Here is a 24,903-nt window from a genome sequence, read left to right on the forward strand (position 1 = left end):
CCATCGTATGGCGGAGATGGGCATGACACGGACCTCCGTTTCCTGCGTACCTCCAGATGGTCGCAGGTACCGCGGTGGCCGCCACGCCGCGCCCCGGACCCCGGGCGGTTCCGGGTCCGCGGATGAGAGACAATGGACGCTCTCCCAGGGTGGGTTCAGGGTGGGTAGATTCGCAGAGGGGTCGCATGTCGGAGGCTGAGAAGACGCAGGGTTCGACTGGGCGCCTCCTCGCCGGGCGGTACCGGCTCGGGGAGATCCTCGGTCAGGGCGGCATGGGCACGGTCTGGCGTGCGAGTGATCAGACCCTCGGCCGTACGGTCGCGGTCAAGGAGCTGCGCTTCCCGTCCAGCGTGGAGGAGGACGAGAAGAGACGGCTCATCACCCGCACGCTGCGCGAGGCGAAGGCGATCGCCCGGATCCGCAGCAACGGCGCCGTCACCGTCTATGACGTGGTCGACGAGGACGACCGCCCGTGGATCGTCATGGAGCTCATCGAGGGGCGTTCGCTCGCCGATGCCGTCCGTGACGACGGCCCGCTGACCCCGCGGCGCGCCGCCGAGGTCGGGCTCGCCGTCCTCGATGTGCTGCGCGCCGCCCACCAGGCGGGCATCCTGCACCGCGATGTGAAGCCCTCCAACGTGCTGATCTCGGACGACGGCCGGGTCGTCCTCACCGACTTCGGTATCGCCCAGGTCGAGGGCGACCCGTCGGTGACCTCGACCGGCATGCTCGTCGGCGCGCCCTCCTACATCTCCCCGGAGCGGGCCCGCGGCCAGAAGCCGGGTCCGCCGGCCGACCTGTGGTCGCTGGGCGGGCTGCTGTACGCGGCGGTGGAGGGTGTGCCGCCGTACGACAAGAGCACGGCCATAGCGACATTGACCGCCGTGATGACCGAGCCGGTGGAGCCGCCGAAGAACGCGGGCCCGCTGGAGGAGGTCATCTACGGCCTGCTCACCAAGGACCCGGCCCTGCGGCTCGACGACGCCGGGGCGCGGGCGCTGCTGGAACACGCGGTGAGCGCCCCCGAGGAGACCAAGGTCCCCGCCGACGCGACCCGCACGATGAGCCTGCCGCCCGCCCCGTCGGCGGAGGACGAGGCCGCCGCCGGGGCCAAGGAGTCGGTCGTCTCGGAGCGCAGGCGCGGTGCGCTGAAGGCCGTGCGCAACGCGACGGCCGGGGCGGCCATGAAGAAGGCGGACACCGGGGGCGCGGCGGAGCCGGCGGTGAAGTCCGGCGCGTCCGGGGCCGCGAAGGCCGGGGCCGCGAAGTCCGGCGCGAAGAAGTCCGGCGCGGCGGCGAAGGCCGAGCCGGCCGCCGCGACGCCCGCGGGCGCGCCCGCCCCGCGGCCCGCCGCACCGCCGCGCGCCTCGATCACCGATGTGGTCCCCAGGCGCACGCTGATCATCATCGCGGTGGTCGTGGTGCTCGCCATCGTGGGCACTGTGCTCGCCGTCGTCTTGAGTAACGGCGGGGACGGTGGCGACAAGGCCAAGGGTGCCTCGGGCGGCGACAAGTCCACCTCCGCGGGGGCCTCGGGCGGCGCCAAGGACGACCAGGGCGCCGACAAGGCCGGCCAGTCGGAGGGCGAGTCGCCGAAGGCGGGGAACTCCGGCGGAAAGTCGGGTTCGCAGCCGGGCAAGGACGCCTCCGAGAGCTCGGACGACAGCTCGGGCAAGGGCCGTGGCGGAAGCGGCGACGACAGCGGTAAGGGCAAGGGCGGCGGCGGTAAGGGCGGCCTGCCCGACGGGTACCAGACCGTGAAGTCCGCCGACTTCCCGTTCAGCATGGCCATGCCGAAGGGCTGGTCGGTCCACTCCGGAAGCTATGCCGGAAGCCGTAAGTACTACGGCGGGTCCAGCATTCCGCGTATTCAGATCGACTTCACCAACGCGCCGAGGTCGGACGCGGAGGCGGACTGGCGCAAGGGCGAGGACAACGCCCGGCGCACCATGGCCGGCTACAAGGGCCTCGGCATCAAGTCGATCGACTGGAACGGCTATCCGACCGTCGCGGACTGGGAGTTCGAGCGCGATCAGGACGGCAAGCGGGTCCGGGTGCTCAACCGCGGCTTCAAGGCGGACGGCAGCCATGGCTTCGCCATACTGATCACCTGCGAGGCGAGCAAGTGGGACGACAAGGAGTGCGTCACCCTCCGCGAGACCGCCTTTAACACCTTCAAGATTACGGACTGAACACTCCTGTCGGCGAAGCGTCGTTCGGGCACGTATTGTGAGAGGCCCTAGACTGTGCGCAGCCGCTGGAACCCGCCCAAAAACGACCGCATTTGACGGTTTCATGCTGCGCTGATCGCTGATGAGGGCGGCGTTGATCGCGCGCTTGGGGAGGCGTCGTGGAGGAGTACGCGGGCCGGGTGCTGGCCGACCGCTATCGCCTGCCCCTTCCCCCCGCCGATGAGTACGAACTCATCGAGACCCGCGCCTTCGACACCTACAGCGGACAGGAAGTCCATCTGCGGCAGATACCGCTGCCGGAGGTCGTCGACGCCGAAGTCGTCGACGAGGGCGCGCGGTGGGGCGGCGGCGCTGAGTCCGCGGGGCGGAACGGCACGTTCGCCGGTACCGGGCGTACGGCCCGGGGCGGCGGTGATCCGGCCGTCCGGCGCGCCATCGCGGCGGCGACGTCCGCGGCGCAGATCCCCGACCATCCGCGACTCGGCCAGGTCTTCCATGTCTTCGCGGAGGCCGGAAGCCTGTGGATCGTCAGCGAACTGGTCTCCGGCCGCCCGCTGGCCGCGCTGCTCGCCGAGGGCACGCTGTCCCCGCACCGCGCCGCCGAGGTCGCCAACGACGTCCTTACGGCGCTGGGCGCCCTGCACGCCCATGGCTGGGTCCACCGCAACATCACCGCCCGTACGGTGCTGTTGTGCGACGACGGCCGCGCGATGCTCATGGGGCTGGCGGCGGGCGCGGCGGAAGAGGCGCTGTGCGGCTACGACCCCGTTCCGGCGCCCGCGCCCTCGCCCTCGACCGGCGACCCCGCCGTGGAGGAGCCCCGGCCGGATGAGCCCCCGGCCGCCTTGCCGCAGGGCCCGGCGGGCTCCGGCGATCAGCCGGACCGGCCCCAGGGCCAGGCCGGGCGAGGAGACGAAGGGCGCGCCGCCATCCCCGCGGCCCGAACGGGAGAGGGCGGCGAGGCGCGGCCGAACGGCGGCCCGCGCTACCGCGACCAGGGGGCCGCCGGAGGTTTCCTGCCCCCGGGCGGTCCTTACGGTGGCCATGAACCGGCGGAGGCCGGTTCGCGGCCCGACACCGAGGGCCGGGAGCACGGCGGCCACGGCACGGAGACGGGCCCGCCCGAGCCACGGACGCCTTACGGCGACCACGGGGCGGCGGAGACGAGTTCGGGGCCCGGCCTCGGCGGTCCGGGGTACCGGGATCAGGTGACGTTCGGTCCGGGGACCGGCGGGCCCATGGCTCCCTACCGGGACAAGGGGGCCGCCGGCGGACTGCCCGGGCCGCGCCGGGCGGGGCAGCCGGGAAGCAGGGAGGGCGAACCGGGCGGCGCCGGTGCCGACGCGCCGAGCGCGGCCGCCCGGGCCGCGCGGGCCAGCGCCATCGCCGCCTACGCGGCGGGCGCGCGAGCCGCCGCGCGGGCCAACGTCGAGGCGGCCACCCGCTCCCCGCAGGCCCCCGAGCCCGCCCCCGCAGCCACGTCCGAGCCCGAGCCGGAGCCCGGCGGCGCCCGATGGCCCGGTCAGCCGGACCGTGCGGAGAGCGACCAGCCGGCCGCCTCCGAAGGCGGCGGCTCCTGGGACACCGGCGGAGCCGCCGCTGGCGGCCCCGCCACCGCGCTCGCCGCCGAACGGGCCCGCCAGGCCCGCATCGTCGTGGTCGGCGCCGTCACCGAGCGGTGGGCACCCGAGCAGGCCGGACCGGTCCATGAGAACTGGCGGCTGGCGCCCCCGGTCGGCCCCGCCGCCGATCTGTGGGCGCTCGGCGCGCTGCTGTTCCGCGCGGTCCAGGGCCATGCCCCGTACCCGGAGGAGAGCGCCGCCGAGCTGGTGCAGATGGTCTGCGGGGAAGCGCCCGCGTACGCGGAGGAATGCGGTCCGCTGCGCCCCGTCGTCGAGTCGCTGATGCGCCAGGACCCCACCGAGCGCCCGGACTTCGAGGAGCTGCGCGGCTGGCTGCGGTCCCTGATCCGGTCGGCGCCCGAGCCGGACGTCGGCAGCAGTACGGTCACGGTGCCGTCGCTCGGCGCGGGCGGGGCGTCCGACCCCCGGCGGCTGCCGATCGTCCGCCGGCGGGGCTGGCTGGTGCGCAGGGGCCGGGGCCGCCGCCCCGCGGCGGCGGCCGACGCGGCGGCCGGGCCCGCCCGGCACCGGCGCGACAAGCGGGAGAAGAGGGAGGCCCGGGAGGCTCGGGCGCCCCGGGAGACTCGGGCAACTCGGGCGCCCCGGGAGAAGACAGAGCCTCGGGAGGCCCGGGAGACCCGGCAGGCGTCGGCGCCCGCAGAGCGCAAGCCGCGCAGGCTGGGGCGGATGCTGTTGCTGCTGATCTTCCTGGCGCTGGCGGCGGCGGTGGTCTACGCGATGATGTTCATGCCGCGCGCCAAGGACGACGACGGCCAGGGCCGTACGGGTTCGGCCGGTACGCCGAGCGCGGCGCCGAACGACCCCGGAGACGGCGACGGCAACGAGGGGGAGGCCGGAAAGCCGGCCGATCCCGGCGACCAGGAGCCGCAGTCCACCGACCCGGCCGGGCTGGCGAAGGGCTTCGCGGTCCGCAAGGACCCCAAGGGCTTCAAGGTCGCCGTCCACGAGGACTGGACCCGCCGGGGCGAGAACGGCCGCGGCCAGATCCGCTACATCGGCGGCGACTTCGAGCTGGTGGTCGTGGCCGGACGGGACAAGATGTCCGACTTCGGCGGCGACCCGATGGCGTACCAGCAGGACCGCGAGGCCGAACTGTCCGCCTTCCGCGGCTCGTCCTGGGCCTCGTCCTCGGGGCTGCGGCGGATCGACGTCGGCCGGACGGCGATGGCGGAGGGCTCGTTCCGCTGGCGCGACAGCAGCGGGCGGAACGTGTACGCGCGCAATCTCGCGATGCTGATCGACGGCCGCTACCACGTGGTCCTGGTCATCGGCCCGTCCGACGAGCGCAGCGCGGTCAACCGCTACTTCGAGCAGGCCACGGCCACGTACAGCACGACCAACGGCTAGGGCCCTTCTGGCGGATCTCCGCGGCGTCGCGACGCCCGGCACGCCCGCTCGCCGCACCGCGCGAAAACCCAAGTAGCTCCGCTACGAGGGCCTCCGCGCGGCACGCCGAGAGCACGCACCGGACGCCGCTCCTTCGCCCACGGAGATCCGTCAGAAGGACCCTAGGCCTCAGGAGCCGTCCCGCGACGAATCCGCCGGATCGGACCGGGCCTGGGCACCGTCCCGCGACGACGATCCGCCGGGCCGGGCGCGGGCTTCTTCGCGTGCCGCCTGGGCGTCGTCCCGTGCCGCCGGGGCGCCGTGCTCCGCGAACCGCTCCCGCAGCCGGTACTTGAGCACCTTACGGAGCGTCTCATTGCGGGGCAGGGCGTCCACCACTTCGAGCCGCTCCGGCAGTTTGTGCACCGACAGCCCCGCCGTGCGCAGATACGACACCGCCCGGCCGAGCGTCAGCGCCTCCGCCCCCGCCGGCTGCTCGACGACGGCGCAGACCAGCTCGCCCCGGTCCGGGTCGGGCAGGCCGATCACCGCCACATCACCCACGTCCGGGTGCTGGTAGAGCAGCTGCTCGATCTCCTTGGCCGAGATGTTCTCACCCTTACGGATGATGATGTCCTTGGCACGGCCGGTCAGCACCAGATGGCCGCTCTCCGTGAGATGGCCGAGGTCGCCGGTAAGGAAGAAGCCGTCCGCGTCGAACGCCTTACGGGTCTCGGCGTCGTCCAGATATCCGGCGCAGACCGCCTCGCCGCGCAGCCCCACCTGCCCGTCCACCACCCGGATCTCCATCTCCCGGGGCGGCCGGCCCTCGGTGGTGGCGAGGTTCTCGTCCGTGTCGTCCGGCGCACCCATGGTGATCATGGGGACTTCGGTCATCCCGTAGCCGTGGGTGAGCGTGCAGCCCAGCTCCCGTACGACCTCGTAGTAGAGCTCGGGCGGTTTGGGCGCGCCGCCGCCCGCGAGGAGCCGCAGGGTGGGGATGAGCCTGCGCGAGGGGTCCTTGCGCTGTTCGGCCAGGAACATCGAGTAGAAGGCGGTGCTGCCGCCCGCGACCGTCACCCCGTGCCGCCGGTACGCGGGCAGCGACTCCGGCAGGGAGAAGTGCTCGAGCAGCACGGCCGGGAAGCCGTACAGCAGCAGCATCACGGTGTAGTCCGGCCCGGCGACATGGGCGTACGGGAAGGCCATGGACCCCACGTCGTCCGGGCCGAGCCGCAGCGCGTGGGCGAGGCAGGCACCGGCGGCGATGAGGCTGCGGTCGGTGTGCAGCACGCCCTTGGGGTCGGAGGTGGTGCCCGAGGTCCAGTAGATCCAGCGGACGTCCCGCCCGTCGGTGGGCGGTGGCGGCAGCCGCAGGGCCTTGGGGTCGGCCACCGGCAGGGTGTCGTACGCCTCGAAGACCAGTGGCGGTTCGGGCAGTTCGGCGGCCAGGCGCCGGGCCATCGCGGTGTGGTCGAAGCCACGCCAGGGGCCGGGCACGGCGAAGAACCGCGCCCCGGACTCGCGGAGCGCGAACCGCACCTCGCGGTCGCGGTAGTAGGGAATCAGCGGGGCCTGCATGGCGCCGAGGCGGGCGAGCGCCATGGTCAGCACGACCGTCTCGATCCGGGTGGGCAACTGCCAGGCGACCCGGCTGCCGGGGCCTATCCCCATCCGGTACAGCCCGGCGGCGGTCCGCTCGGCGCGGGTGCGCAGGGCGCCGAAGGTCAGCCGCCGGTCATGGCGGGCGGAGGCGCCGGCCTGCAGCAGGGCGGGGGCGTCGGGGGTGAGCGCGGCGCGCCGTTCGAGCAGTTCCCACAGCGTCGCCGAGCTGCCGAGCTCTTGCGCGTCGTGCGCGACGTCGGTCATCCCGGCCTCCCGTGGAACTCTTCCGGAACCGTTCGAGGCGATCGCGTTCTCGTGGCGCGGGAGCTGAACCGCGCCGACCCGACCCGGCCCGTCCCGGACGGTAGCTGACGGACCATCAGATAGTGCTGGAAGCGTAAGGCCGCGCGCCTTGTCGGTCCAGGGGGTGCGGACTAGCCTGCGGATGCCCGCCTTGCCTGACGGGCCATCAGAAAGGGAGGTCGGCCGCTGATGGATCTCGCCTTCACGGAGGACGAGGAGGACTTCCGGCACCGGCTGCGCGCCTGGCTCGCCGACGCCCTGCCCATGCTGCCGGACCGCCCGCATCCGGCCGACTGGCCCGGCCGCCGCGCCTATGACTGCGGCTGGCAGCGCATGCTCCACGACGCGGGGTACGCCGGGCTGCACTGGCCCAAGGACGCGGGCGGCCAGGGCGCGACGCCCACCCAACATCTGATCTTTCTGGAGGAGACCGAGCGGGCCGGCGCGCCCTATGTGGGCGCGGGTTTCGTCGGACTGCTGCACGCGGGCCCCACCATCGCCGCCGAGGGCACCCCCGAGCAGCGGGCGCGCTGGCTGCCGCCGATCCTGCGCGGGGACGAGGTGTGGTGCCAGGGGTTCTCCGAACCGGACGCCGGCTCCGACCTGGCGTCGCTGCGCACCCGGGCGGTACGGGACGGCGATACGTATGTCGTCAGCGGAAGCAAGATCTGGACCTCGCACGCCGAGATCGCCGACTGGTGCGAACTATTGGTGCGCACCGCGCCGGTAAACGCCGACACGCCGAAGCACCGGGGCATCACCTGGCTTGCGATGCCGATGGACGCGCCCGGGGTGACGGTACGGCCGCTGCGGACCCTTGCCGGGACGGCGGAGTTCGCCGAGATGTTCCTGGACGAGGTGCGGGTGCCGGTCACCCACCGGGTCGGGGAGGAGAACGACGGCTGGCGGGTGACCATGGTGACCCTCTCCTTCGAGCGCGGTACGGCCTTCGTGGGCGAAGTGGTCGCCTGCAGGCGGGTGCTGGAGGCGCTGGCCCGGACGGCGAAGGCCAACGGACGCTGGGACGACGCGGTGCTGCGGCGCCGGTTGGGGCGGCTCGCTGCGGAGTGCGCGGCGCTGTGGCGGCTCACCCAGTGGAATGTGAGCGAGGCGCAGCGCACCGGCGGGGTGCCGGGCGTCGGCGGCTCGGTCTTCAAACTGCGCTTCTCACAGGTGCGGCAGGAGCTGTACGAGGCGGCCGCCGAGGTGCTGGGGCCGGACGCGCTGGACGCCGGTCAGGAGTGGGTCGCGGACCGGCTCTCGTCGCTCTCGTACACGATCGCGGCGGGGACCTCGCAGATTCAGCGGAACATCGTGGCCGAGCGGATCCTCGGCCTGCCGAAGGGGCGGTGAGCGGGGCCGTGGACTTCCAGCTCACGGACGACCAGCGGGCGCTGCGGGCGGGGATGCGCGAGCTGCTGGAACGGCGCTTTCCGCGGACCCGGCTGCGGGCGGTGGTGGACGGGGACGCGGAGCGGGGTGCGGAGTTGGACCGGGCCCTGTGGCGGGAGCTGGGCGCGGCGGGTCTTTTCGCGCTGCGGGTGCCGGAGTCGGCGGGTGGGGTGGGGCTGGGGCTGCCGGAGGCGGTGCTGGCCTTCGAGGAGGCGGGCCGGGCGCTGCTGCCGGGGCCGCTGGTCGCGACGGAACTGGCGGCGGGGCTTTCGGGGGCTTTGGCGGCGGGAGCTGTTCAGGGCGAGACGGTGGTGACGGCGCTGGACGAGGAGGGTGCGCAGGCGCCGGTGGAGCATCTGGCCTGCGCCGACGCGGTGCTGGCGCTGGGGTCGACGGCGGTCGAGCTGATCCCGGCGGCGGAGGTGGCGCGTGCGGCGGAACCGATACGGTCCGTTGACCCGGCCACCCCGCTGCACCGGACGGCCCCGCCCCGAACCCGGCAGGACCAGGCGGGGCCGGGCCGTTCGGGGATCGCCGCCCGGCTGCGCCGCGAGGCGGCGCTGCTGACCGCGGCACAACAGCTCGGCAGCGCCTCCCGAACGGTCGAACTCGCGGTGGACCACGCCAAGCGGCGCACCCAGTTCGGTCGGCCGATCGGCGCCTTCCAGGCCGTACAGCATCTGTGCGCCCAGATGCTGGTACGCGCGGAATCATCCAGAAGTGTGGTGTATGCGGCAGCGGTCACAGAAGACCCGGGTGACATCGCGGCCGCCAAGCTGCTCGCCGATGAGGCCGCTGTCCACAATGCCCGCGATTGTCTACAAGTCCATGGCGGGATGGGCTTCACCTGGGAGGCGGATGTCCATCTGCATCTCAAGCGGGCCTGGGTGCGGGCAGGTCAGTGGCAGTGCGCGGCGGCGGCGGAGGAGGAACTTGCGGCCGGGCTCGTGTCGACCGTTGAAACATGTTTGTAGCCGAGCTCGATGGATACGCCTGAATTGTCGGGATGTCGCATTCTCTGGGGAGATCCCCAGAGTGTCTGAGGTGACCGAGCGTTGATACCAGGTTGTTTCCTAGGCGTGACTCGTCACAGGGGGGAGTCGGGCCCGGGCTCGGGTACTCTCCGTGGGGTGCGAGCGCTTATGGGGTGCAAGAAGCCCGGCGTTGCCCATGGGGCGATTCCGGGCATGCCGACGTGCCCCGCTCGGACAGGGTATGCGACGCCTGAGCTTCGGTGTTCGAGTCCTCAGGACGTGTGTCGCACAGTATGCCCCACGCATACTCCTTGGCGCTGGAATATGACCGAAGCGCTTGTTGGGGTGACTGTACGTCAACCATGCTGTCGCGCAAGTCTCCCAGCGCTAGCTGGGGGAACGTCACGGTCCGTGACCTCTTGGAGGTACAAGGCGATGTGTGTGCCGGTTCGGATGGTGTGAGCAGTGCAGGTGCTTCAGGCGCAGATGGAGGTCCGGCCCGATCCGGCGGAGGTGAGCCGTGCCCGTAGGTGGGCCCGTTCGCGGCTCGTCGGATCAGGGATCGGAGCCGACGAGCCGCTCGCTGAGACGTTGATTCTGCTCATTTCCGAACTCGTCACCAACGCCGTGGTGCACACCGGCTGTCCGGCCGTGCTGCGGATGCTCTTCCCTGCCCAGTCGATGGGCGGCGGGGGCGGCGGCGGGAACGGTGGCGGTGTCGGTGGGGGCGGGGTCCCAGGGCCGTTCGTGAGCCGGGGCGCGGGTCTGGGAACGGTCCGGGTCGAGGTCGCCGACGTCAGCGACCGCGCGCCGCGCCAGCGCTGTGCCGATGAGGAGGACACTCATGGGCGCGGTTTGGAGCTGGTCGACGGTCTCGCCGACCGATGGGGCTGGCAGCCGGAGGGCTCCGGCAAGCGGATCTGGTGTGAAATCGACCGCGCGAAGGGCGAGGAGCCGCTTTCCATGAGGCGAGCGGCCTCTCATGCGCCGTCACACATGGGGCGAACCAGGCAAAGTCCAGACCAGGTGTTGACGTGACGTGTTCGGTTGATCACCCTAGGGCCAGCGATTCGTCGCGAGGGGACGCCGAGGGCTGTGGTGTCTCTGTGAGCCCTGTGTTCACGGTGACGTTCCTTGGCGAGTGCGGGTCGCGCCCCCGCTGCTGAACCAGGGCTCAGTGTCGGGAGCCGGGTGGCGGTGCGCGGTGCCGTGCTCGGGGCGCGCATGAGCGCACCGCCGCCCGAGAACAGCGACCCGCCGTCCCCTCCTGGGCGACGCGCGCCGCCCGGTGCGCGCATTGGAGGCGCCAAGGCGCCAAGGCGTCAAGGCGTCAAGGCGTCAAGGCGCCAAGGCGCCAAGGCGTCGAGGGAGTCAAGACGTCGGAGGGATCGGGCGCCAGGGGAATGGGCGTCAGAGGATCGCCACGGGGGCGACAGGTGCGCCCGTGCCGCCGACGAACGGCTCGGGCGGGGCCGACAGCAGAAAGGCGTAACGCCCCTCCTCGGCACAGGCATCGGAGAGTTCCTCCAGATTCCAGTTCTGGCCCTGGAGCATGCCCATCTCGACCAGGTCGAGGGCGTGGACCGGCATCCAGAGGTCCTCGATCTCCGGTGGGAAGACCTCGAAGGTCAAGGTGTCATTGGCGACCGCCGCCACATCGCGGGCATGGAACCACTCCGGTGTGCGCAGGGAGAGGCCCGGTGAGGGGTAGGCGTATGCCTCCTTCTCGCCCGCCAGATACCGCTGGATCTGCCCGGTGCGGACGAGGGCGATATCACCGGGGCGCACCGTCGTCCCGGCCAGCTCCTCGGCGGCGTCGAGGTCTTCGGGGGTGACCGTATGCCCCTCGGGCAGCCGCTCGGCGGCCCGGGCCCGCGCCACATCGAGGAGCACCCCGCGCGAGACGAGAGGTCCCGCCTTCTCGATACCACTGAAGGCGGAGCGGTCATGGGGGGTGATGGAGTCGGCGGGGCGGCCGTTGTAGATCCTGCCGGAGTGCGAGACGTGGGTCAGCCCGTCCCAGTGGGTACCGGCCTGGAGCCCCATCGTCACGGCGTCGTCGCTGGTCGCCACGGTGCCAGGGCCGAACATCTCGAAGTTGACCGCGATCATCGTATGCAGCGGGTTGATTCGCCCGGGGATCATTCCGGTCTGGATGCCGTCCTGCCGCAGCGGCACCGCGAGCGGGATGCGACGTCCGGTCCGTATCGTCGCGGCGGCCTCCCGGATCACGGCATCGGTGATCAGGTTGAGCGTGCCGATCTCGTCGGCCGTCCCCCAGCGGCCCCAGTTGTTGACGCGCTTGGCGATCTCGTGGAACTCGGCTGGCAGCGGCATGGCGTCTCCTTCGTCGTTCCCGGTCGACGTTTGTGCGCGAGGGCTTGTACTCGGGCCGCGTCTGCTCAAAAATCTAACGGACCGTCAGAAACGCCGGGAGGGGACGCGACGTGGGCAACTTCTTGGACGGCAAGGTGGTCGCCGTCACCGGGGCCGGACGCGGTATCGGGCGAGCGGTGGCTCTGGCCTGCGCGGCCGAAGGCGCACAGGTGGTCGTCAACGACTACGGGGTCTCGATCGAGGGCGGCGAACCGAGCAGCGAGGTCGCCGAGGCCGTGGTCAAGGAAATCGTGGCATCGGGCGGTGAGGCGGTCGCGGTCGCCGACGACGTCTCGACCATGGCCGGTGGCCAGCGGATCGTGGACACCGCGCTCGACCAGTACGGACGGCTGGACGGGGTCGTCTGCGTCGCGGGGATTCTGCGCGAGCGGATGCTCTTCAACATGTCCGAGGAGGAGTGGGACCCGGTCGTCGCCACCCATCTCAAGGGCACCTTCACGGTCTTCCGGGCGGCGTCGGCGGTGATGCGCCGCCAGCGCTCCGGCACCCTGATCGGCTTCACCAGCGGCAACCACCAGGGCAGCGTCGCCCAGGCCAACTACGCCTCCGCCAAGGGCGGGATCATCTCCCTGGTGCGCAGCGCCGCGCTGGGGCTGCACAAGTACGGCGTCACGGCGAACTGCGTCGCACCGGTCGCCCGCACCCGGATGTCCGCCAACGTGCCGATGGAGCTCAAGGAGATCGGTGAGCCGGAGGACGTGGCGGCCCTGGTCGTCTATCTGCTGAGCGAACGCGCCCGCGCGGAGCGGATCACCGGGCAGGTCTATACGATCGCGGGCCCAAAGATCGCGGTCTGGGCTCAACCTCGTGAGCTGCGCGCCGGATACACCGAGGGCGCCTGGACCCCGGACAAGATCGCCGACTTCCTCCCGGGCACGGTCGGCACCGACCCCATGCCGATGCTGGCCCAGCTGGAGGCCATGGCCCAGGCGGCCGCCACCGGCCAACGCCCCAACGCCTGACCGCGACAACGGCAGGGCTTGCAGGGAACACCGCAGCGCCGACGAGGGGAGAGGCTGTGGACTTCGCTTTCGGACCGGAGGACGAGCGGTTCCGAGCCGAGGCGCGTGACTGGCTCGCCGAGCACTTCATCGGACCGTTCGCCGCCCTCAAGCAGGAGCCCGGCGGCCACCCCGGCGAGGCGCGCGGCGATATGACCGCCCGCCGCGCCTGGGAACGCGAGCTGGGCACGGGCGGCTGGATCGGCCTGGGCTGGGACCGTACGGACGGGGCGTACGGCAACCGCGCCGCGACGCTGACCCAACAGGTCGTCTGGGCCGAGGAGTACGCCCACGCCGGGGCGCCCGGCCGACTGGGCCATATCGGCGAGAACCTCCTCGCGCCCGCCCTGCTCGCGCACGGCGACTCCGCACAGCGCGCCCGCTTTCTGCCGCCCATCGCCCGTGCTGAGGAGCTGTGGTGCCAGGGCTACAGCGAACCCGACGCGGGCTCGGACCTCGCCGGGCTGCGGACCCGCGCCGTCCGCGACCCGGGCGAGGGCACCTATCGCATCACCGGGCAGAAGATCTGGACCTCCCTCGCCCATGAAGCCGACTGGTGTTTTGTGCTGGCACGCACCGAGGAGGGCTCACAGCGCCATCATGGACTCTCCTTTCTGCTGGTGCCGATGGACCAGCCGGGACGGATCGAGGTGCGGCCGATCCGGCAGCTGACCGGGACCGCGGAGTTCAACGAAGTGTTCTTCGACGGGGCCGTGGCCCGCGCCGAACACCTCGTCGGCGGCGCGGGCCACGGTTGGCGCGTGGCCATGAGCCTGCTCGCGGTGGAGCGCGGGGTCTCCACCCTGGTTCAGCAGATCGGCTTCGCCCAGGAGCTGAGCCGGGTGGTGCGGCTGGCGCTGGAGACCGGCGCCGCGGAGGAGCCCGTCCTGCGTGACCGGCTCATCCGGCAGTGGGCCGAGCTCAAGGCCATGCGCTGGAACGCACTGCGCACTCTGGGCGCCGCACAGAAGCCCAACCCGAACCCCAACCCGAACCCCAACCCCGCCCGGGACCCTGCCCTTCACCTCGCCCCGAACGACGCCCGGGACCCCGCCTCGCGGAAGGGTGCCGCCCATGACCTCCCCCCGAGGGGCGCGGACCCCCAGGCCCCCGGCCCACGGGATCCCGGCCCGCGGGACCAAGGCGCGCCCAGCGTCGCCAAGCTGCTGTGGGGCGGCTGGCATCAGCGGCTCGGCGAGCTGGCCGTGCAGGTGAGAGGCGCCGCGGCCGCACTCGGCCCGGCGCGCTGGACCGCCGGCCGGCCGTACGAACTCGACGCCTTCCAGCGTCTCTTCCTCTTCTCCCGCGCCGACACCATCTACGGCGGCTCGGACGAGATCCAGCGCACCATCATCGCCGAGCGCGTACTTCACCTCCCCAAGGAATCACGCCGATGACGAAGACCTATGCGCACTGGATCGGCGGCTCGTGGCGGGATCCCGGGAACGGGCACTACCCCGTCATCAACCCCGCCACCGAGGAGGCCGTCGGCCATGCCCCCGAGGCCGACCCGGCCGATGTGGACGCCGCCGTCCGGGCCGCCCGCGCCGCGTACGACGGCTGGTCGCGCACCGCCCCCGGGAGCGCGCCGCCGTACTCGACAGGGCCGCCGATCTGCTCGCCGAGCACGCCCCGGACCTGGTGCCCCTCGTCCAGGCGGAGACCGGGGCGACGCTGCGCGTCACCTCCTCCCTCCAGGTGCCCCCGGCGATCGACCGCTTCCGCCGCTATGCGCGCGGCGCCCTCGAACCGGACACGGTGCCGCTCACCCCGCTGCCCATGGCCGCCACCCCGCTGGCGCCCGGCGGGCTGATCGGAGCGGCAGCGGTCCGCCGTCCTCTCGGTGTCGTCGGTTGCATCACCTCCTACAACTTTCCTCTCACGAATCTCGCGGGCAAGGCCGCCCCGGCCCTGGCCATGGGCAATACGGTCGTGGCCAAACCCGCGCCGCAGGACCCGCTGTGCTGTTTGGAACTCGGCCCCCTGCTCAAGGAGGCCGGGCTCCCGGACGGTGCCTTCAATGTCGTCACCGGCTCGCGCGCGGCCGCCGGCGAGGCGCTGGTCGCGCACCCCGGTGTCGACATGGTCAGCTTCACCGGATCCACCGCCGTGGGTAAGAAGATCGCCGAATCCGCGGGGAGGTCGATGAAGCGCACCCTGATGGAACTGGGGGGCAAGGGCGCGGCCATCGTCCTGGGGGACGCCGACGAGCGAGCGATCGCGTCGGCGGTCGGGGCGGTCGGTTCGACCTTCTCCTTTCACAGCGGGCAGATCTGCACGGCGCCGACCCGTGTGCTCGTCCATCGATCGCTGTACGAGAAGGTCATCGCCGCACTCACACACTACGCAGAGTCACTGAAGATCGGGGACCCTGTGGATAACTCCACGATCGTCGGTCCGTTGATCTCCGCCGCGCAGCGCGATCGCGTCGAGGCGTATGTCTCCGGCGCCCGTGAGCAGGGCGCCCGGATCGTCGTGGGCGGCGAACGCCCCGCCCGCAAGCCCGGCTTCTACGTCGCCCCCACCCTCATCGCCGACGCCGACCCCGCGATGACCGTCGCGCGGGAGGAACTGTTCGGACCGGTCGTCGTGGCACTGCCCTTCGACGACGAGGACGAGGCGGTGCGGATCGCCGACGCCACCCCCTACGGCCTCTACGACTATGTCTTCAGCGCCGACGCGGGCCGCGCCTGGACCCTCGCCGCCCGTCTGCGCAGCGGAAACGTCGGCATCAACACCGCCCAGCGCCACCCCGAGACGCCGTTCGGCGGGTTCAAGGAAAGCGGAGTCGGCCGCGACGGCGGCTCGTTCGGCCTGCACGCGTACAGCGAACTCCAGTCGCTGGTCTGGGTCTCCTGAGGCACCGGAAGGGTGATGAGGTTGAGAGGCGTCATCTTCGACGGCACGGCGCCGCGCGTGGTCGAGGACCTGGAGGTGCGCGACCCCGGCCCCGGCGAGGTGCTGGTGCGCATCGCCGCCGCGGGGCTGTGCCACAGCGATCTGTCGGTCGTCGACGGCACCATCCCCTTCCCCCTCCCCGCCGTTCTCGGCCACGAGGGCGCGGGCGTGGTCGAGGAGGTCGGGCCCGGCGTCACCCATGTCGCTCCCGGCGATCATGTGGCGCTGTCCACCCTCGCCAACTGCGGGACCTGCGCCGACTGTGCCCGGGGCCGCCCCACCATGTGCCGCGCCGCGATCGGCCGGCCGACCCGGCCCTTCCGCCGCGGCGACGAGCGGCTGTACAACTTCGCCTCGAACTCCGCCTTCGCCGAGCGCACCCTCGTCACCGCCGTCCAGGTGGTGCGGATCCCCGAGGAGATCCCGCTCGTCTCCGCCGCCCTCATCGGCTGTGCCGTCCTGACCGGCGTCGGCGCCGTGCTCAACCGTGCCAAGGTGGACCGCGGTGAGTCGGTCGTCGTCATCGGCAGCGGCGGAGTCGGGCTCAATGTGCTGCAAGGGGCCCGGATCGCCGGGGCGTTCCCCGTCGTCGCCGTCGACTCCAACCCCGCCAAGGAGCCGCTGGCCCGGCGCTTCGGCGCCACCCACTTCGTCCCCTCCACCGACGCCGTACGGGAGATCCTGCCGACCGGCGCCGACCACGCCTTCGAGTGCGTCGGCTCGACCCGGCTCATCCGTCAGGCCGTCGATCTGCTCGACCGGCACGGCCAGGCGGTGCTGCTCGGCGTGCCGCCCGCCGACGCCGAGGCGGCCTTTCGCGTCTCCTCCATGTATCTGGACAAGTCCATCCTGGGCTGCCGCTACGGCTCCTCACGTCCGCAAGCCGATATCGCCCTGTACGCCGACCTCTACCGGCAGGGGTTGCTGCTGCTGGACGAACTGGTCAGCAGGACCTACCCCTTGGAGGACTTCGCCAAGGCAGCCGACGACGCCCACCACGGCCGGGTGGCGCGCGCCGTGCTCACCTTCTGACGGGCTTCCGACCACTTCCGGCGGCGTCTTGACGACGAGGGCTGTTCACCCGCCTTCCGATCGCCGTTCCCCCGCTTGTGGGCGCCGCTGGTTACGTTGCCCAGGTGGAACGTTCCCGCATGGATGGCGCATCCGCAGTTGGCGGCTCGGGGGCGCGGAAGCGGCCGTGACGGGCTGAGCGGGCCAGGCCCTGTCCCGCTTCCCGCGAAGACCTGCCGGAGGGCCTAGGCGCGGGCGTCGGCGCCGGAAGCCGTACCGGCCTCGGCGCCCGCGCGGAAGGTGCGGCGGTAGGCGGTCGGGCTGACGCCCACGGCCGCCTGGAAGTGCTGGCGCAGGGACGCGGGGGAGCCGAAACCCGCCTCACGCGCCACCTGGTCGACCGACAGATCGGTGTCCTCCAGGAGATGACGGGACCGCTCGACCCGCTGCCGGGTCAGCCACTGCCCCGGGCTGACGCCGACCTCCTCGCGGAAGCGGCGGGTGAACGTCCGTACGCTCATCGACTCCTGGGCGGCCAGCTCCCGCAGCGAGATGGGCCGGTCCAGCCGGCCGAGCGCCCAGGCGCGCGCCGTCGTCGTGGTGGCCTGCTGGGGCTCGGGCAGCGGGCGCGGGATGTACTGGGCCTGGCCGCCGTCGCGGTGGGGCGGCACCAGGCTGTGCCGGGCGACGTCGTTGGCGACGGCCGTGCCGTGGTCGCGCCGCACCAGATGCAGACACAGGTCGATCCCCGAGGCGACACCGGCCGAGGTGAGCACATCGCCGTCGTCCACGAACAGCACATTCGGATCGACCTTGATCGTCGGGAAGAGTCGCTGGAATTGGCCGACGCTGGACCAATGGGTGGTGGCCGGGCGGCCGTCGAGAAGACCGGCGGCGGCGAGCACGAACGAACCGGTGCAGATGGACACCCAGCGCGCGCCCGGCCGGGCATGGGCGAGCGCGGCGGCGAGCGGCTCGGTCATCCGGCCCTCCTCGCGGACCGGGCCGAGTGCGTACGAGGCGGGCACCAGGATGGTGTCGGCCTCGGCGAGGGCCTCCGGGCCGAGTTCCACGGCGATCGGGAAGTCGGCGTCCGTGGGCACCAGACCGGGCTCGACGGTGCAGGTGACCACCTCGTACAGCCGCCGGCCGTCGACGGAGCGGGCCTTGCCGAAGATCCGGTACGGAATGCCCAGCTCGAAGGGGATCACACCGGGGAGGGCGAGGACGACGACGCGATGGCGCCCGTTGGCCTTACCGGGCGGGGACTGGGGCACTTCCGGCCTCCCGTCGTTCGGACATGGCCCCTCAAGGGGCGTGGCCCGATCCTAGCGAATGCTGTCCCACGGGCCACTCGTCGTGACGGAACCGCTGTTCAATGCTGGTCCGGTGACGCAGACAACCGAACTTTCCGGAGCTCCCGAACAGGGCGAGCAGCCCGACCGGCCCCCACGACGGGCCCTCCCGCGCCTTCCGCACCGCGCCTGGTCGGTCGCCGCCGTCGCCTTCGTGACGATCATCGGTGCCGCCGGATTCGCCTCCCTGCCCGGTCTGCTCATCGATCCACTCCACGACGAGTTCGGCTGGTCGCGCGGCACGATCGGGTTCGCGGTCTCCGTCAACCTCGCCCTCTATGGGCTCACCGCCCCCTTCGCCGCCGCTCTGATGGATCGCTTCGGCATCCGTAAGGTCATCGCGGCCGCGCTCGCCGTCATCGCGACCGGTGGCGGCCTTACGGTCTTCATGACCGAGCCCTGGCAGCTCATCCTCTGCTGGGGCGTGCTGGTCGGTCTCGGCAGCGGCTCCATGGCGCTGGCCTTCGCCGCCACCGTGACCAACCGGTGGTTCGTCGCCCAGCGCGGTCTGGTCACCGGCATCCTCACGGCGGGCGGGGCCTCCGGGCAGCTGATCTTTCTGCCGCTGCTCTCCTGGATCGTCGAACGGCACGACTGGCGGCCCGCCGCGCTGACCGTCGCGATCGCCGCACTGGCGATCGTCCCCCTGGTCTGGCTGCTGCTGCGCGACTACCCCTCGGACGTGGGGCTCGCCCCGTACGGCGCCGACGGGCCGCCCACCCCGCGGCCCGCACCCCGGCGCGGCGCGGCCCGGCGGGCCGTCAAGGCGCTCGCCTCGGCCTCGCGCACCGGCACCTTCTGGCTGCTCGCGGGCACCTTCGCGATCTGCGGCGCCTCGACGAACGGCCTCGTCAAGACCCACTTCGTGCCCGCCGCGCACGACCACGGCATGCCGGTGACGGCCGCCGCGAGCCTGCTCGCCGTCATCGGCGTCTTCGACATCATCGGGACGGTGGCCTCCGGCTGGTTCACCGACCGCTTCGACGCGCGCCGGCTGCTGGCCATGTACTACGCGCTGCGCGGCCTCTCCCTGATGTTCCTGCCGATCCTGCTGGACGACGCGGTGCATCCGCCGATGATCTTCTTCATCGTCTTCTACGGTCTCGACTGGGTCGCCACCGTGCCGCCGACCATGGCGCTGTGCCGGGAGCAGTACGGGGAGGACAGCGCGATCGTTTTCGGCTGGGTGCTCGCCTCCCACCAGGTGGGAGCCGGCGTCGTGGCCTTCGTGGGCGGTATGGCGCGGGACGCCTTCGGCTCGTACAACCTGGTCTGGTACGGCGCGGGGGCGCTGTGCGCGATCGCCGCGCTGATGTCGCTGGTGATCCGGCGCGGCCCGAACGCGCAGGCCGCGGCGGCGACGGTCTAGGGTCGCGCGGCCTTACGGGGCCCACGGAAGGCCGTACGGCGCCTTACGGAAGGCCGCGCGGGCTCACGGAAGCGCCGTGAACTCCCCGAAGGAGCCGCGATGGAAGAGCAGCGGCCCCGATCGCGCCGCGGGCTCGTCCGTTCCCAGGGCCCGGACGCGGCCCACCACGACCAGATGGTCGCCGCCCGTGTGCACGGCGTGGACCGCGCAGTCGATCCACGCCGGGACGTCCGCGAGACGCGGTGAGCCGGTGACGGGGGACGGTTCGTAGCGGACGCCCGCGAATTTGTCGGGGCGCCGGGAGCCGCTGACCGCGAAGGCGCGGCACAGCTCGCCCTGGTGGGCGCCCAGGACATTGACGCAGAAGACGCCCGCGCGGGCGATGCGCGGCCAGGTCGTGGAGGTGCGGGCGACCATGAAGGCGACAAGCGGCGGGTCCAGGGACAGCGAGGCGAAGGACTGGCAGGCGAAGCCGGTCGGGCCGGTCCCGTCGACGGTGGCGATCACGGTGACCCCGCTGGCGAAATGGCCCAGCACGCGGCGGAATTCGGCGGGGTCGACCGGGGGCCGCTCATCGTCGCGCACACAGCGCAGCTCCGGCGGGGGCAGCGGTTCGACCGGTCGTACGGAGGCGGTCGGCGAGCCGACCGCCCGGAGGTAGCGGACGGCGGTGGCGGCCATACCGGCGTGTCCCATCATGGCCCGTCCCCCTTTCTTGGCTTGTCCGACGGCTTTCCTGACTTTTGTGACGGCTTTCCTGGCTTCTCTGGCGGCGTGGGTCTCTCAGCGGCCTCGGTAGACGGGGGGCCGGCGCTCGACGAACGCGCTCACACCCTCCTGAGCGTCGGCCGTGGTCATGTTGGTCTCCTGCGCCGCCGCCTCGGCGGCGAACGCGGCCGGGCGGCCGGACTCCAGGGAGGCGTTCACCAGCGCCTTGGTGAGGGCGAGGGCGCGGGTGGGGCCGGCCGCGAGGCGCTCGGCCCAGGCGCGGGCGGTCTTGGCCAGGTCGTCGTCCGGGACGACCCGGTTGACCAGGCCCAGCCGCTCGGCCTCGGTGGCGGGCAGCGCGTCGCCGAAGAACATCAGCTCCTTCGCGCGCTGCGGGCCGGTCAGCCGGGGCAGGAGATACGCACCGCCCCCGTCGGGGACCAGACCGCGGCGGATGAACACCTCGATGAAGACGGCCGATTCGGCGGCCAGCACCAGATCGCAGGCGAGGGCGAGATGGGCGCCGAGCCCGGCCGCGGTGCCGTTGACGGCGGCGATCACCGGCTTCTCGCAGTCCAGGACGGCGGAGATGAGCCGCTGCGCTCCGCCGCGGATCAGCCGGGCGACATCGCCCGCGACGCGTTCCGCCGCGGCCGGTGCGCCGCGCAGATCCGCTCCCGCGCAGAAGCCCTCGCCGGTGGCGGTCAGCACGACGGCCCGGACGGTCGGGTCCGCGGAGGCGTGGTCCAGCAGCGAAATCAAGTGTTCTCGCTGGTCGGGGGTGATGGCGTTCATCGCGGCGGGGCGGTTGAGCGTGATCCACGAGACGCCGTTGTCAGTGGTGTGCCGTACAACGGAGTCAAGCGCTTCTTCGGGGGAGGGAGAGGTCATGGGAACGCTCCATCGGTCAGCGGCAGATCGCCAGCGCGTCCAGTGCCACGGCGCCTTGGCCGCGTTCCAGCACCATCAGCGGATTGACGTCGAGTTCGGCGAGGTGGTCCCCGAGCTCCAGGGCCATGCGCTGGACACGCAGCACGACCTCCACGAGCGCGTCCACATCGGCCGCGGGAGCGCCGCGCACACCGTCGAGGAGGGCACGGCCGCGCAGTTCGGCGAGCATCGCGCGCGCCTGGTCCTCGCCGAACGGGGGGACGCGTACGGCGGAGTCGCGGAACACCTCGACGAGCACACCCCCTATACCCACGGTCACGGTCGGGCCGAAGAGGGTGTCATGGCTCATGCCGACGACCATCTCCACCCCGCGCTGGACCATCTGGCAGACCAGCACCCCGTCCAGCTCGACACCTTCGCAGCGGGCGATGTCGGTGAGCTCCCGATAGGTGTCGCGGACCTGGCTGGCCGAGGTCAGCCCCAGCCGGACCAGCCCCAGCTCGGTCTTGTGGGCGAGCTGCGGCGCGGATGCCTTCATGACGACGGGATAGCCCACGAGCCCGGCGGCGCGGACGGCCGCGGCGGCGCTGGTCACCAGCTGCTCGCGCGGCACCCGGATGCCGTACGCCCGCAGCAGCTGTTTCGCCGCGTGTTCGCTCAGGCGGCCTCCTGGGCGCAGCAGATCGCGCACCTTGCGCAGGGACGGGGACGGGGTGCGTGGGGCGTCGTCGAAGGGGGAGCGGTAGGAGGCGCTGAAGCGGTGGTGTCCCAGATAGGCGCGCACGGCGGTGATGCAGTTGGCGAACGTACGGAAGGTGGCCACGCGCGAGGAGCCCAGCAGGGTGGTGCGGTAGGCGTCCTCGGTGCCGACCGGCGAGCCCCACACCACGCACACCAGCTTGTCCGTCTGTTCCGCCGCCTCCACCAGATCCTGTGCCAGCTTGTCGCTCATGGGCGGAAAGGGGCCGGTGATCGGGCAGATCAGCACGCCCACGGCGGGATCGGCCAGGATCGCGTCGATGATCTTGCGGCCGCGCCAGTCGCCGACCGGGTGGCCGCCGTTGTCGACCGGGTTGGCGACGCTGAGATCGCCGGGTATCCACTGGTGGAGTTCGGCCTGCTTCTCGGTGGAGAGGGTGGGCAGGGTGAGGCCCGCAGCGGTGGCGAGGTCGGAGAAGTGGGCCCCGGTGCCCCCGGAGATCGAATACACCACGACGCCCTCGGCGAGCGGCGGGCGGGCGCGGGCGAGCAGCGCCGCCGTGTCCTGCAGCTCGTCCAGGCCGTCCACGCGGATCACGCCGAACTGCCGCATGGCCGCGTCCACCACCGCGTCCGAGCCGGTCAGCTTGCCGGTGTGGGAGGCGGCCGTGCGGGCGCCGGTCTCGGTGCGGCCGACCTTCACGGCGACGACGGGCACCTTGGCGCGGGCGGCCCGGTCGGCGGCGAGGAGGAAGCTGCGGCCGTCCTTCAGCCCCTCCGCGTACAGGGCGATGGCGCCGACCTCGGGCCGGTCGGCGAAGTAGGAGATGAAGTCGGCGGTCTCCAGATCGGCCTCATTGCCGGTCGGGGCCCAGTGGCTGAGCCGGATACCGAGTTCCTGGAGGGTGAAGACCGGGCGGCCCTGGTGGCCTGACTGGGTGATGAGGGCGATGGCGGGCCCGCCGAGGTCGTCGCGGAACTTCTCGAAGGCGTTGAGGTTGGTGTTGGGGCCGAGCAGCCGCAGCCCGGCGCCGCGGGCCGCGGCGGCCAGCCGGGCCTGCGCGGCGGCGCCCTCGGGGCCGGTCTCGGCGAAGCCGGAGGCGAAGGCGACGGCGAACTTCACCTTGCTCCCGTCGAGTTCCTCGATGACCGGGAGCGGGTCACGGACGAGGAGGACGGCGAGGTCGACGGGTTCGGGCAGCGCGGCCACGGACGGTACGCACGGAATGCCGAAGACGGCGGGACGGGAGGGATGCACCGGGTGCAGCCGGGCGCCGACGCGTTCGGCCCAGGCCAGGAGCTGGCGGGTGATACCGGTGTTGGGACGGCCGTCCGCGTCGGAGGCGCCGATGAGGGCCACCGATTCGGGATGGAAGAAGCGGTCCAGATCGGGGACGGCGGAGTGCAGCGGGCGCCCGCTGACGTCCACGTCGTCCGCGCCTTCGACGGTCCCGCCCGCCGCCTCCCTGCTGGAGGCGTGCACGGCGGGGCCGGGGGCGCGCCCGCAGGCGACGGCGCGGGCATGACGGGAGTTGGTGGTCAGGGTGCCGTAGGTCGATCCAAGCATCGGTATCCGCCACTCCTGCTCGTTGGCCAATAACCGGGCAGGTGACCGGGTGGTTCGGCGGCAAAACTGACGCCAAGTCACATTACCCAGTAGTCAGGTTACTGAACTGACGGCCTGTCAGGAATGCTCGGGGCGGGGGGAACACGCAGGGTGACGGCGGGGGCGGCGGAATGCGCGCCTGGTCGCGCGCCCCCGGTGCCTGCTCCGCGGTCATGCCGTCGTGCGGGCGACCGTCTTGGCGATCTTCCGGGCGTCGATGGCCAGCTCGCGCAGCATCCCGCTGATCGGGTTCGTATAGCCCGTGAAGTGCAGTCCCGGGGCGGACTTCAGGGTCCGCCGACCGTGGGGGAGGGGGCGGCCGCGGTCGTCGAGCACGCCCAGATGACCGACCAACTCCTCGAGGCCGCGCCGGTAGCCGGTCGCGGCGATCACCACCTCGGGGCTGATCCGTGAGCCGTCGGCGAGGACCACCTTGTCCAGGTCGAAGGAGTCGACCGCCGAGACCACCTCCACCCGCCCCGTCCGTACCGCGTCGACCAGCCCCGCGTCCTGGACCGGGATCGCGCCCTCCCGTACGCGGGTGTAGAGCCCGGTGTCGGGCCAGGGCAGACCGTGCTCGGTCAGATCCGGCATGCTCAGCCGGCACATCGCCCGCGCCGCCCGGTCCACCGCGCGCCGCGGCAGCCTGCGCACCAGGATGCCGGTCGCCTGCGCGGGCCAGCCTGCCGTCGAGCGGCGCAGGATGTGCGGCACGGTACGGATCGCCAGCCGCACCCGGGCCGCGCCGCCCTCGATCAGGTCGACCGCGATCTCCGCGCCCGTGTTGCCGACACCGACCACGAGCACGTCGCGGCCCTCGAAGGGGCGGGCGTTGCGGTAGTGGGCGGCGTGCAGCAGCTCACCGGTGTAGGCGGTGCGGCCCGGCCAGTCCGGCACCCGTGGGGTGTGGTTGAAGCCCGTGGCGACGACAGCTACGGGCGAGGACAGCACACGGCCGCCCGTGGCGCGCAGTACCCACTCCGTGTTGTCGGACGACCGGTCGATGCGGGAGACCTCGACCCCTGTGACGATCTCCAGCCGGTGGTGCTCGGTGTAGCGCTCCAGATAGCGCACCACGTCGTCGCGCCCGACCCAGCGCCCGTAGGACCGGGGGATCGGCAGGCCGGGGAGCGCGGACAGCCGGCGCGTGGTGTGCAGATGCAGTCGGTCGTAGTGGTTGCGCCAGGACGCGGCGACCGCCTCGGACTTCTCCAGGACGACGGCGCGGATCCCGCGGTGGCTGAGCGTGGCAGCGGCGGCGAGTCCGCCCGGTCCACCGCCGATCACATAAACGGGTGAGGATTTCTCGGGGGAGCTGTCGGCCATGTGGGTGAGCGTAGCCGGGTATTTGACGGGTTTCGGTCAAAGTGATCCGGTCAAAGTGATTCCGAATGGATTGCGGACAGATCACGGCCGGTCTGTCGGTCGCTGCTCCGGTGTCCCGTCGGTCCCTGTTCCGCTGGTGCGACCCCTTGCGCGGGCCGCCTCCCGCCCGTGAAACTGACGTACCGTCAGATTCGCTGGGATGGGAGA

Annotated in this window: 16 protein-coding genes and 1 pseudogene; 10 read left to right on the forward strand and 7 right to left on the reverse strand. The window is 72.2% G+C overall.

Features of this window, described 5'->3' with window-relative positions; all coding sequences use genetic code 11:
- The first annotated feature begins 185 nt into the window (after positions 1–185).
- Positions 186–2,192, forward strand: coding sequence for a serine/threonine-protein kinase (locus tag CGL27_RS28195; protein WP_119990811.1), 2,007 nt, complete (start codon positions 186–188; stop codon positions 2,190–2,192).
- A gap of 158 nt (positions 2,193–2,350) precedes the next feature.
- Positions 2,351–5,182, forward strand: coding sequence for a protein kinase (locus CGL27_RS28200; protein WP_119990813.1), 2,832 nt, complete (start codon positions 2,351–2,353; stop codon positions 5,180–5,182).
- Positions 5,183–5,350: 168 nt separating this feature from the next.
- Here CGL27_RS28200 and CGL27_RS28205 read toward each other — a convergent pair whose 3' ends face one another.
- Positions 5,351–7,030, reverse strand: coding sequence for an AMP-binding protein (locus CGL27_RS28205; protein WP_119990815.1), 1,680 nt, complete (start codon positions 7,028–7,030; stop codon positions 5,351–5,353).
- A 228-nt stretch (positions 7,031–7,258) separates the two neighbouring features.
- Between CGL27_RS28205 and CGL27_RS28210 the strand changes: the two genes are divergently transcribed.
- From CGL27_RS28210 to CGL27_RS52295, 3 genes are all read left to right on the forward strand, one after another.
- Positions 7,259–8,422, forward strand: coding sequence for an acyl-CoA dehydrogenase family protein (locus CGL27_RS28210; protein WP_078642978.1), 1,164 nt, complete (start codon positions 7,259–7,261; stop codon positions 8,420–8,422).
- Between the two features lie 8 nt (positions 8,423–8,430).
- Positions 8,431–9,435, forward strand: a complete 1,005-nt coding sequence (locus tag CGL27_RS28215) for an acyl-CoA dehydrogenase family protein (protein ID WP_119990817.1) — start codon at positions 8,431–8,433, stop codon at positions 9,433–9,435.
- Between the two features lie 465 nt (positions 9,436–9,900).
- Positions 9,901–10,473 (forward strand): ATP-binding protein, encoded by a 573-nt coding sequence (locus CGL27_RS52295; RefSeq protein WP_078642979.1) that lies wholly within the window; start codon positions 9,901–9,903, stop codon positions 10,471–10,473.
- A 372-nt stretch (positions 10,474–10,845) separates the two neighbouring features.
- Here CGL27_RS52295 and CGL27_RS28225 read toward each other — a convergent pair whose 3' ends face one another.
- Entirely contained in the window at positions 10,846–11,772 is a 927-nt protein-coding gene (locus CGL27_RS28225; RefSeq protein ID WP_119990819.1) for a cyclase family protein, read from the reverse strand.
- A 110-nt stretch (positions 11,773–11,882) separates the two neighbouring features.
- On the opposite strand from CGL27_RS28225, the gene CGL27_RS28230 reads away from it, so the two are divergent.
- The 4 genes and pseudogenes from CGL27_RS28230 to CGL27_RS28245 all read left to right on the forward strand — a co-directional run bounded on the left by CGL27_RS28230 (position 11,883) and on the right by CGL27_RS28245 (position 16,763).
- Positions 11,883–12,794 (forward strand): SDR family oxidoreductase, encoded by a 912-nt coding sequence (locus CGL27_RS28230; RefSeq protein ID WP_078642981.1) that lies wholly within the window; start codon positions 11,883–11,885, stop codon positions 12,792–12,794.
- Positions 12,795–12,850: 56 nt separating this feature from the next.
- Positions 12,851–14,230 (forward strand): acyl-CoA dehydrogenase family protein, encoded by a 1,380-nt coding sequence (locus CGL27_RS28235; protein ID WP_119990821.1) that lies wholly within the window; start codon positions 12,851–12,853, stop codon positions 14,228–14,230.
- Positions 14,227–15,692: pseudogene (locus CGL27_RS28240) on the forward strand (aldehyde dehydrogenase family protein). Before CGL27_RS28235 ends, CGL27_RS28240 begins: the two are co-directional and overlap by 4 nt.
- Before the next feature lie 21 nt (positions 15,693–15,713).
- Positions 15,714–16,763, forward strand: a complete 1,050-nt coding sequence (locus CGL27_RS28245; protein WP_119994580.1) for a Zn-dependent alcohol dehydrogenase — start codon at positions 15,714–15,716, stop codon at positions 16,761–16,763.
- Positions 16,764–16,987: 224 nt separating this feature from the next.
- On the opposite strand, the gene CGL27_RS28250 is transcribed toward CGL27_RS28245, so the two are convergent.
- Positions 16,988–18,019: a helix-turn-helix domain-containing protein gene (locus tag CGL27_RS28250; protein ID WP_119990823.1), complete on the reverse strand. Its 1,032-nt coding sequence runs from the start codon at positions 18,017–18,019 to the stop codon at positions 16,988–16,990.
- A gap of 58 nt (positions 18,020–18,077) precedes the next feature.
- On the opposite strand from CGL27_RS28250, the gene CGL27_RS28255 reads away from it, so the two are divergent.
- Entirely contained in the window at positions 18,078–19,466 is a 1,389-nt protein-coding gene (locus CGL27_RS28255) for an MFS transporter (protein WP_346345742.1), read from the forward strand.
- A 63-nt stretch (positions 19,467–19,529) separates the two neighbouring features.
- On the opposite strand, the gene CGL27_RS28260 is transcribed toward CGL27_RS28255, so the two are convergent.
- The 4 genes from CGL27_RS28260 to CGL27_RS28275 all read right to left on the reverse strand — a co-directional run bounded on the left by CGL27_RS28260 (position 19,530) and on the right by CGL27_RS28275 (position 24,696).
- Entirely contained in the window at positions 19,530–20,165 is a 636-nt protein-coding gene (locus CGL27_RS28260; RefSeq protein WP_240450656.1) for a flavin reductase family protein, read from the reverse strand.
- 84 nt (positions 20,166–20,249) lie between these two features.
- Positions 20,250–21,065 (reverse strand): enoyl-CoA hydratase-related protein, encoded by an 816-nt coding sequence (locus CGL27_RS28265; protein ID WP_119990825.1) that lies wholly within the window; start codon positions 21,063–21,065, stop codon positions 20,250–20,252.
- Positions 21,066–21,081: 16 nt separating this feature from the next.
- Positions 21,082–23,331: an acetate--CoA ligase family protein gene (locus CGL27_RS28270; RefSeq protein ID WP_119990827.1), complete on the reverse strand. Its 2,250-nt coding sequence runs from the start codon at positions 23,329–23,331 to the stop codon at positions 21,082–21,084.
- 210 nt (positions 23,332–23,541) lie between these two features.
- The gene (locus CGL27_RS28275; protein WP_119990829.1) at positions 23,542–24,696 is read right to left on the reverse strand and encodes an NAD(P)/FAD-dependent oxidoreductase; all 1,155 of its coding nucleotides are present in this window, start codon (positions 24,694–24,696) and stop codon (positions 23,542–23,544) included.
- Between the last annotated feature and the right edge of the window lie 207 nt (positions 24,697–24,903).

The sequence above is a fragment of the Streptomyces sp. 11-1-2 genome, assembly GCF_003595545.1.
Taxonomy (GTDB): Bacteria; Actinomycetota; Actinomycetes; order Streptomycetales; family Streptomycetaceae; genus Streptomyces; species Streptomyces hygroscopicus_B.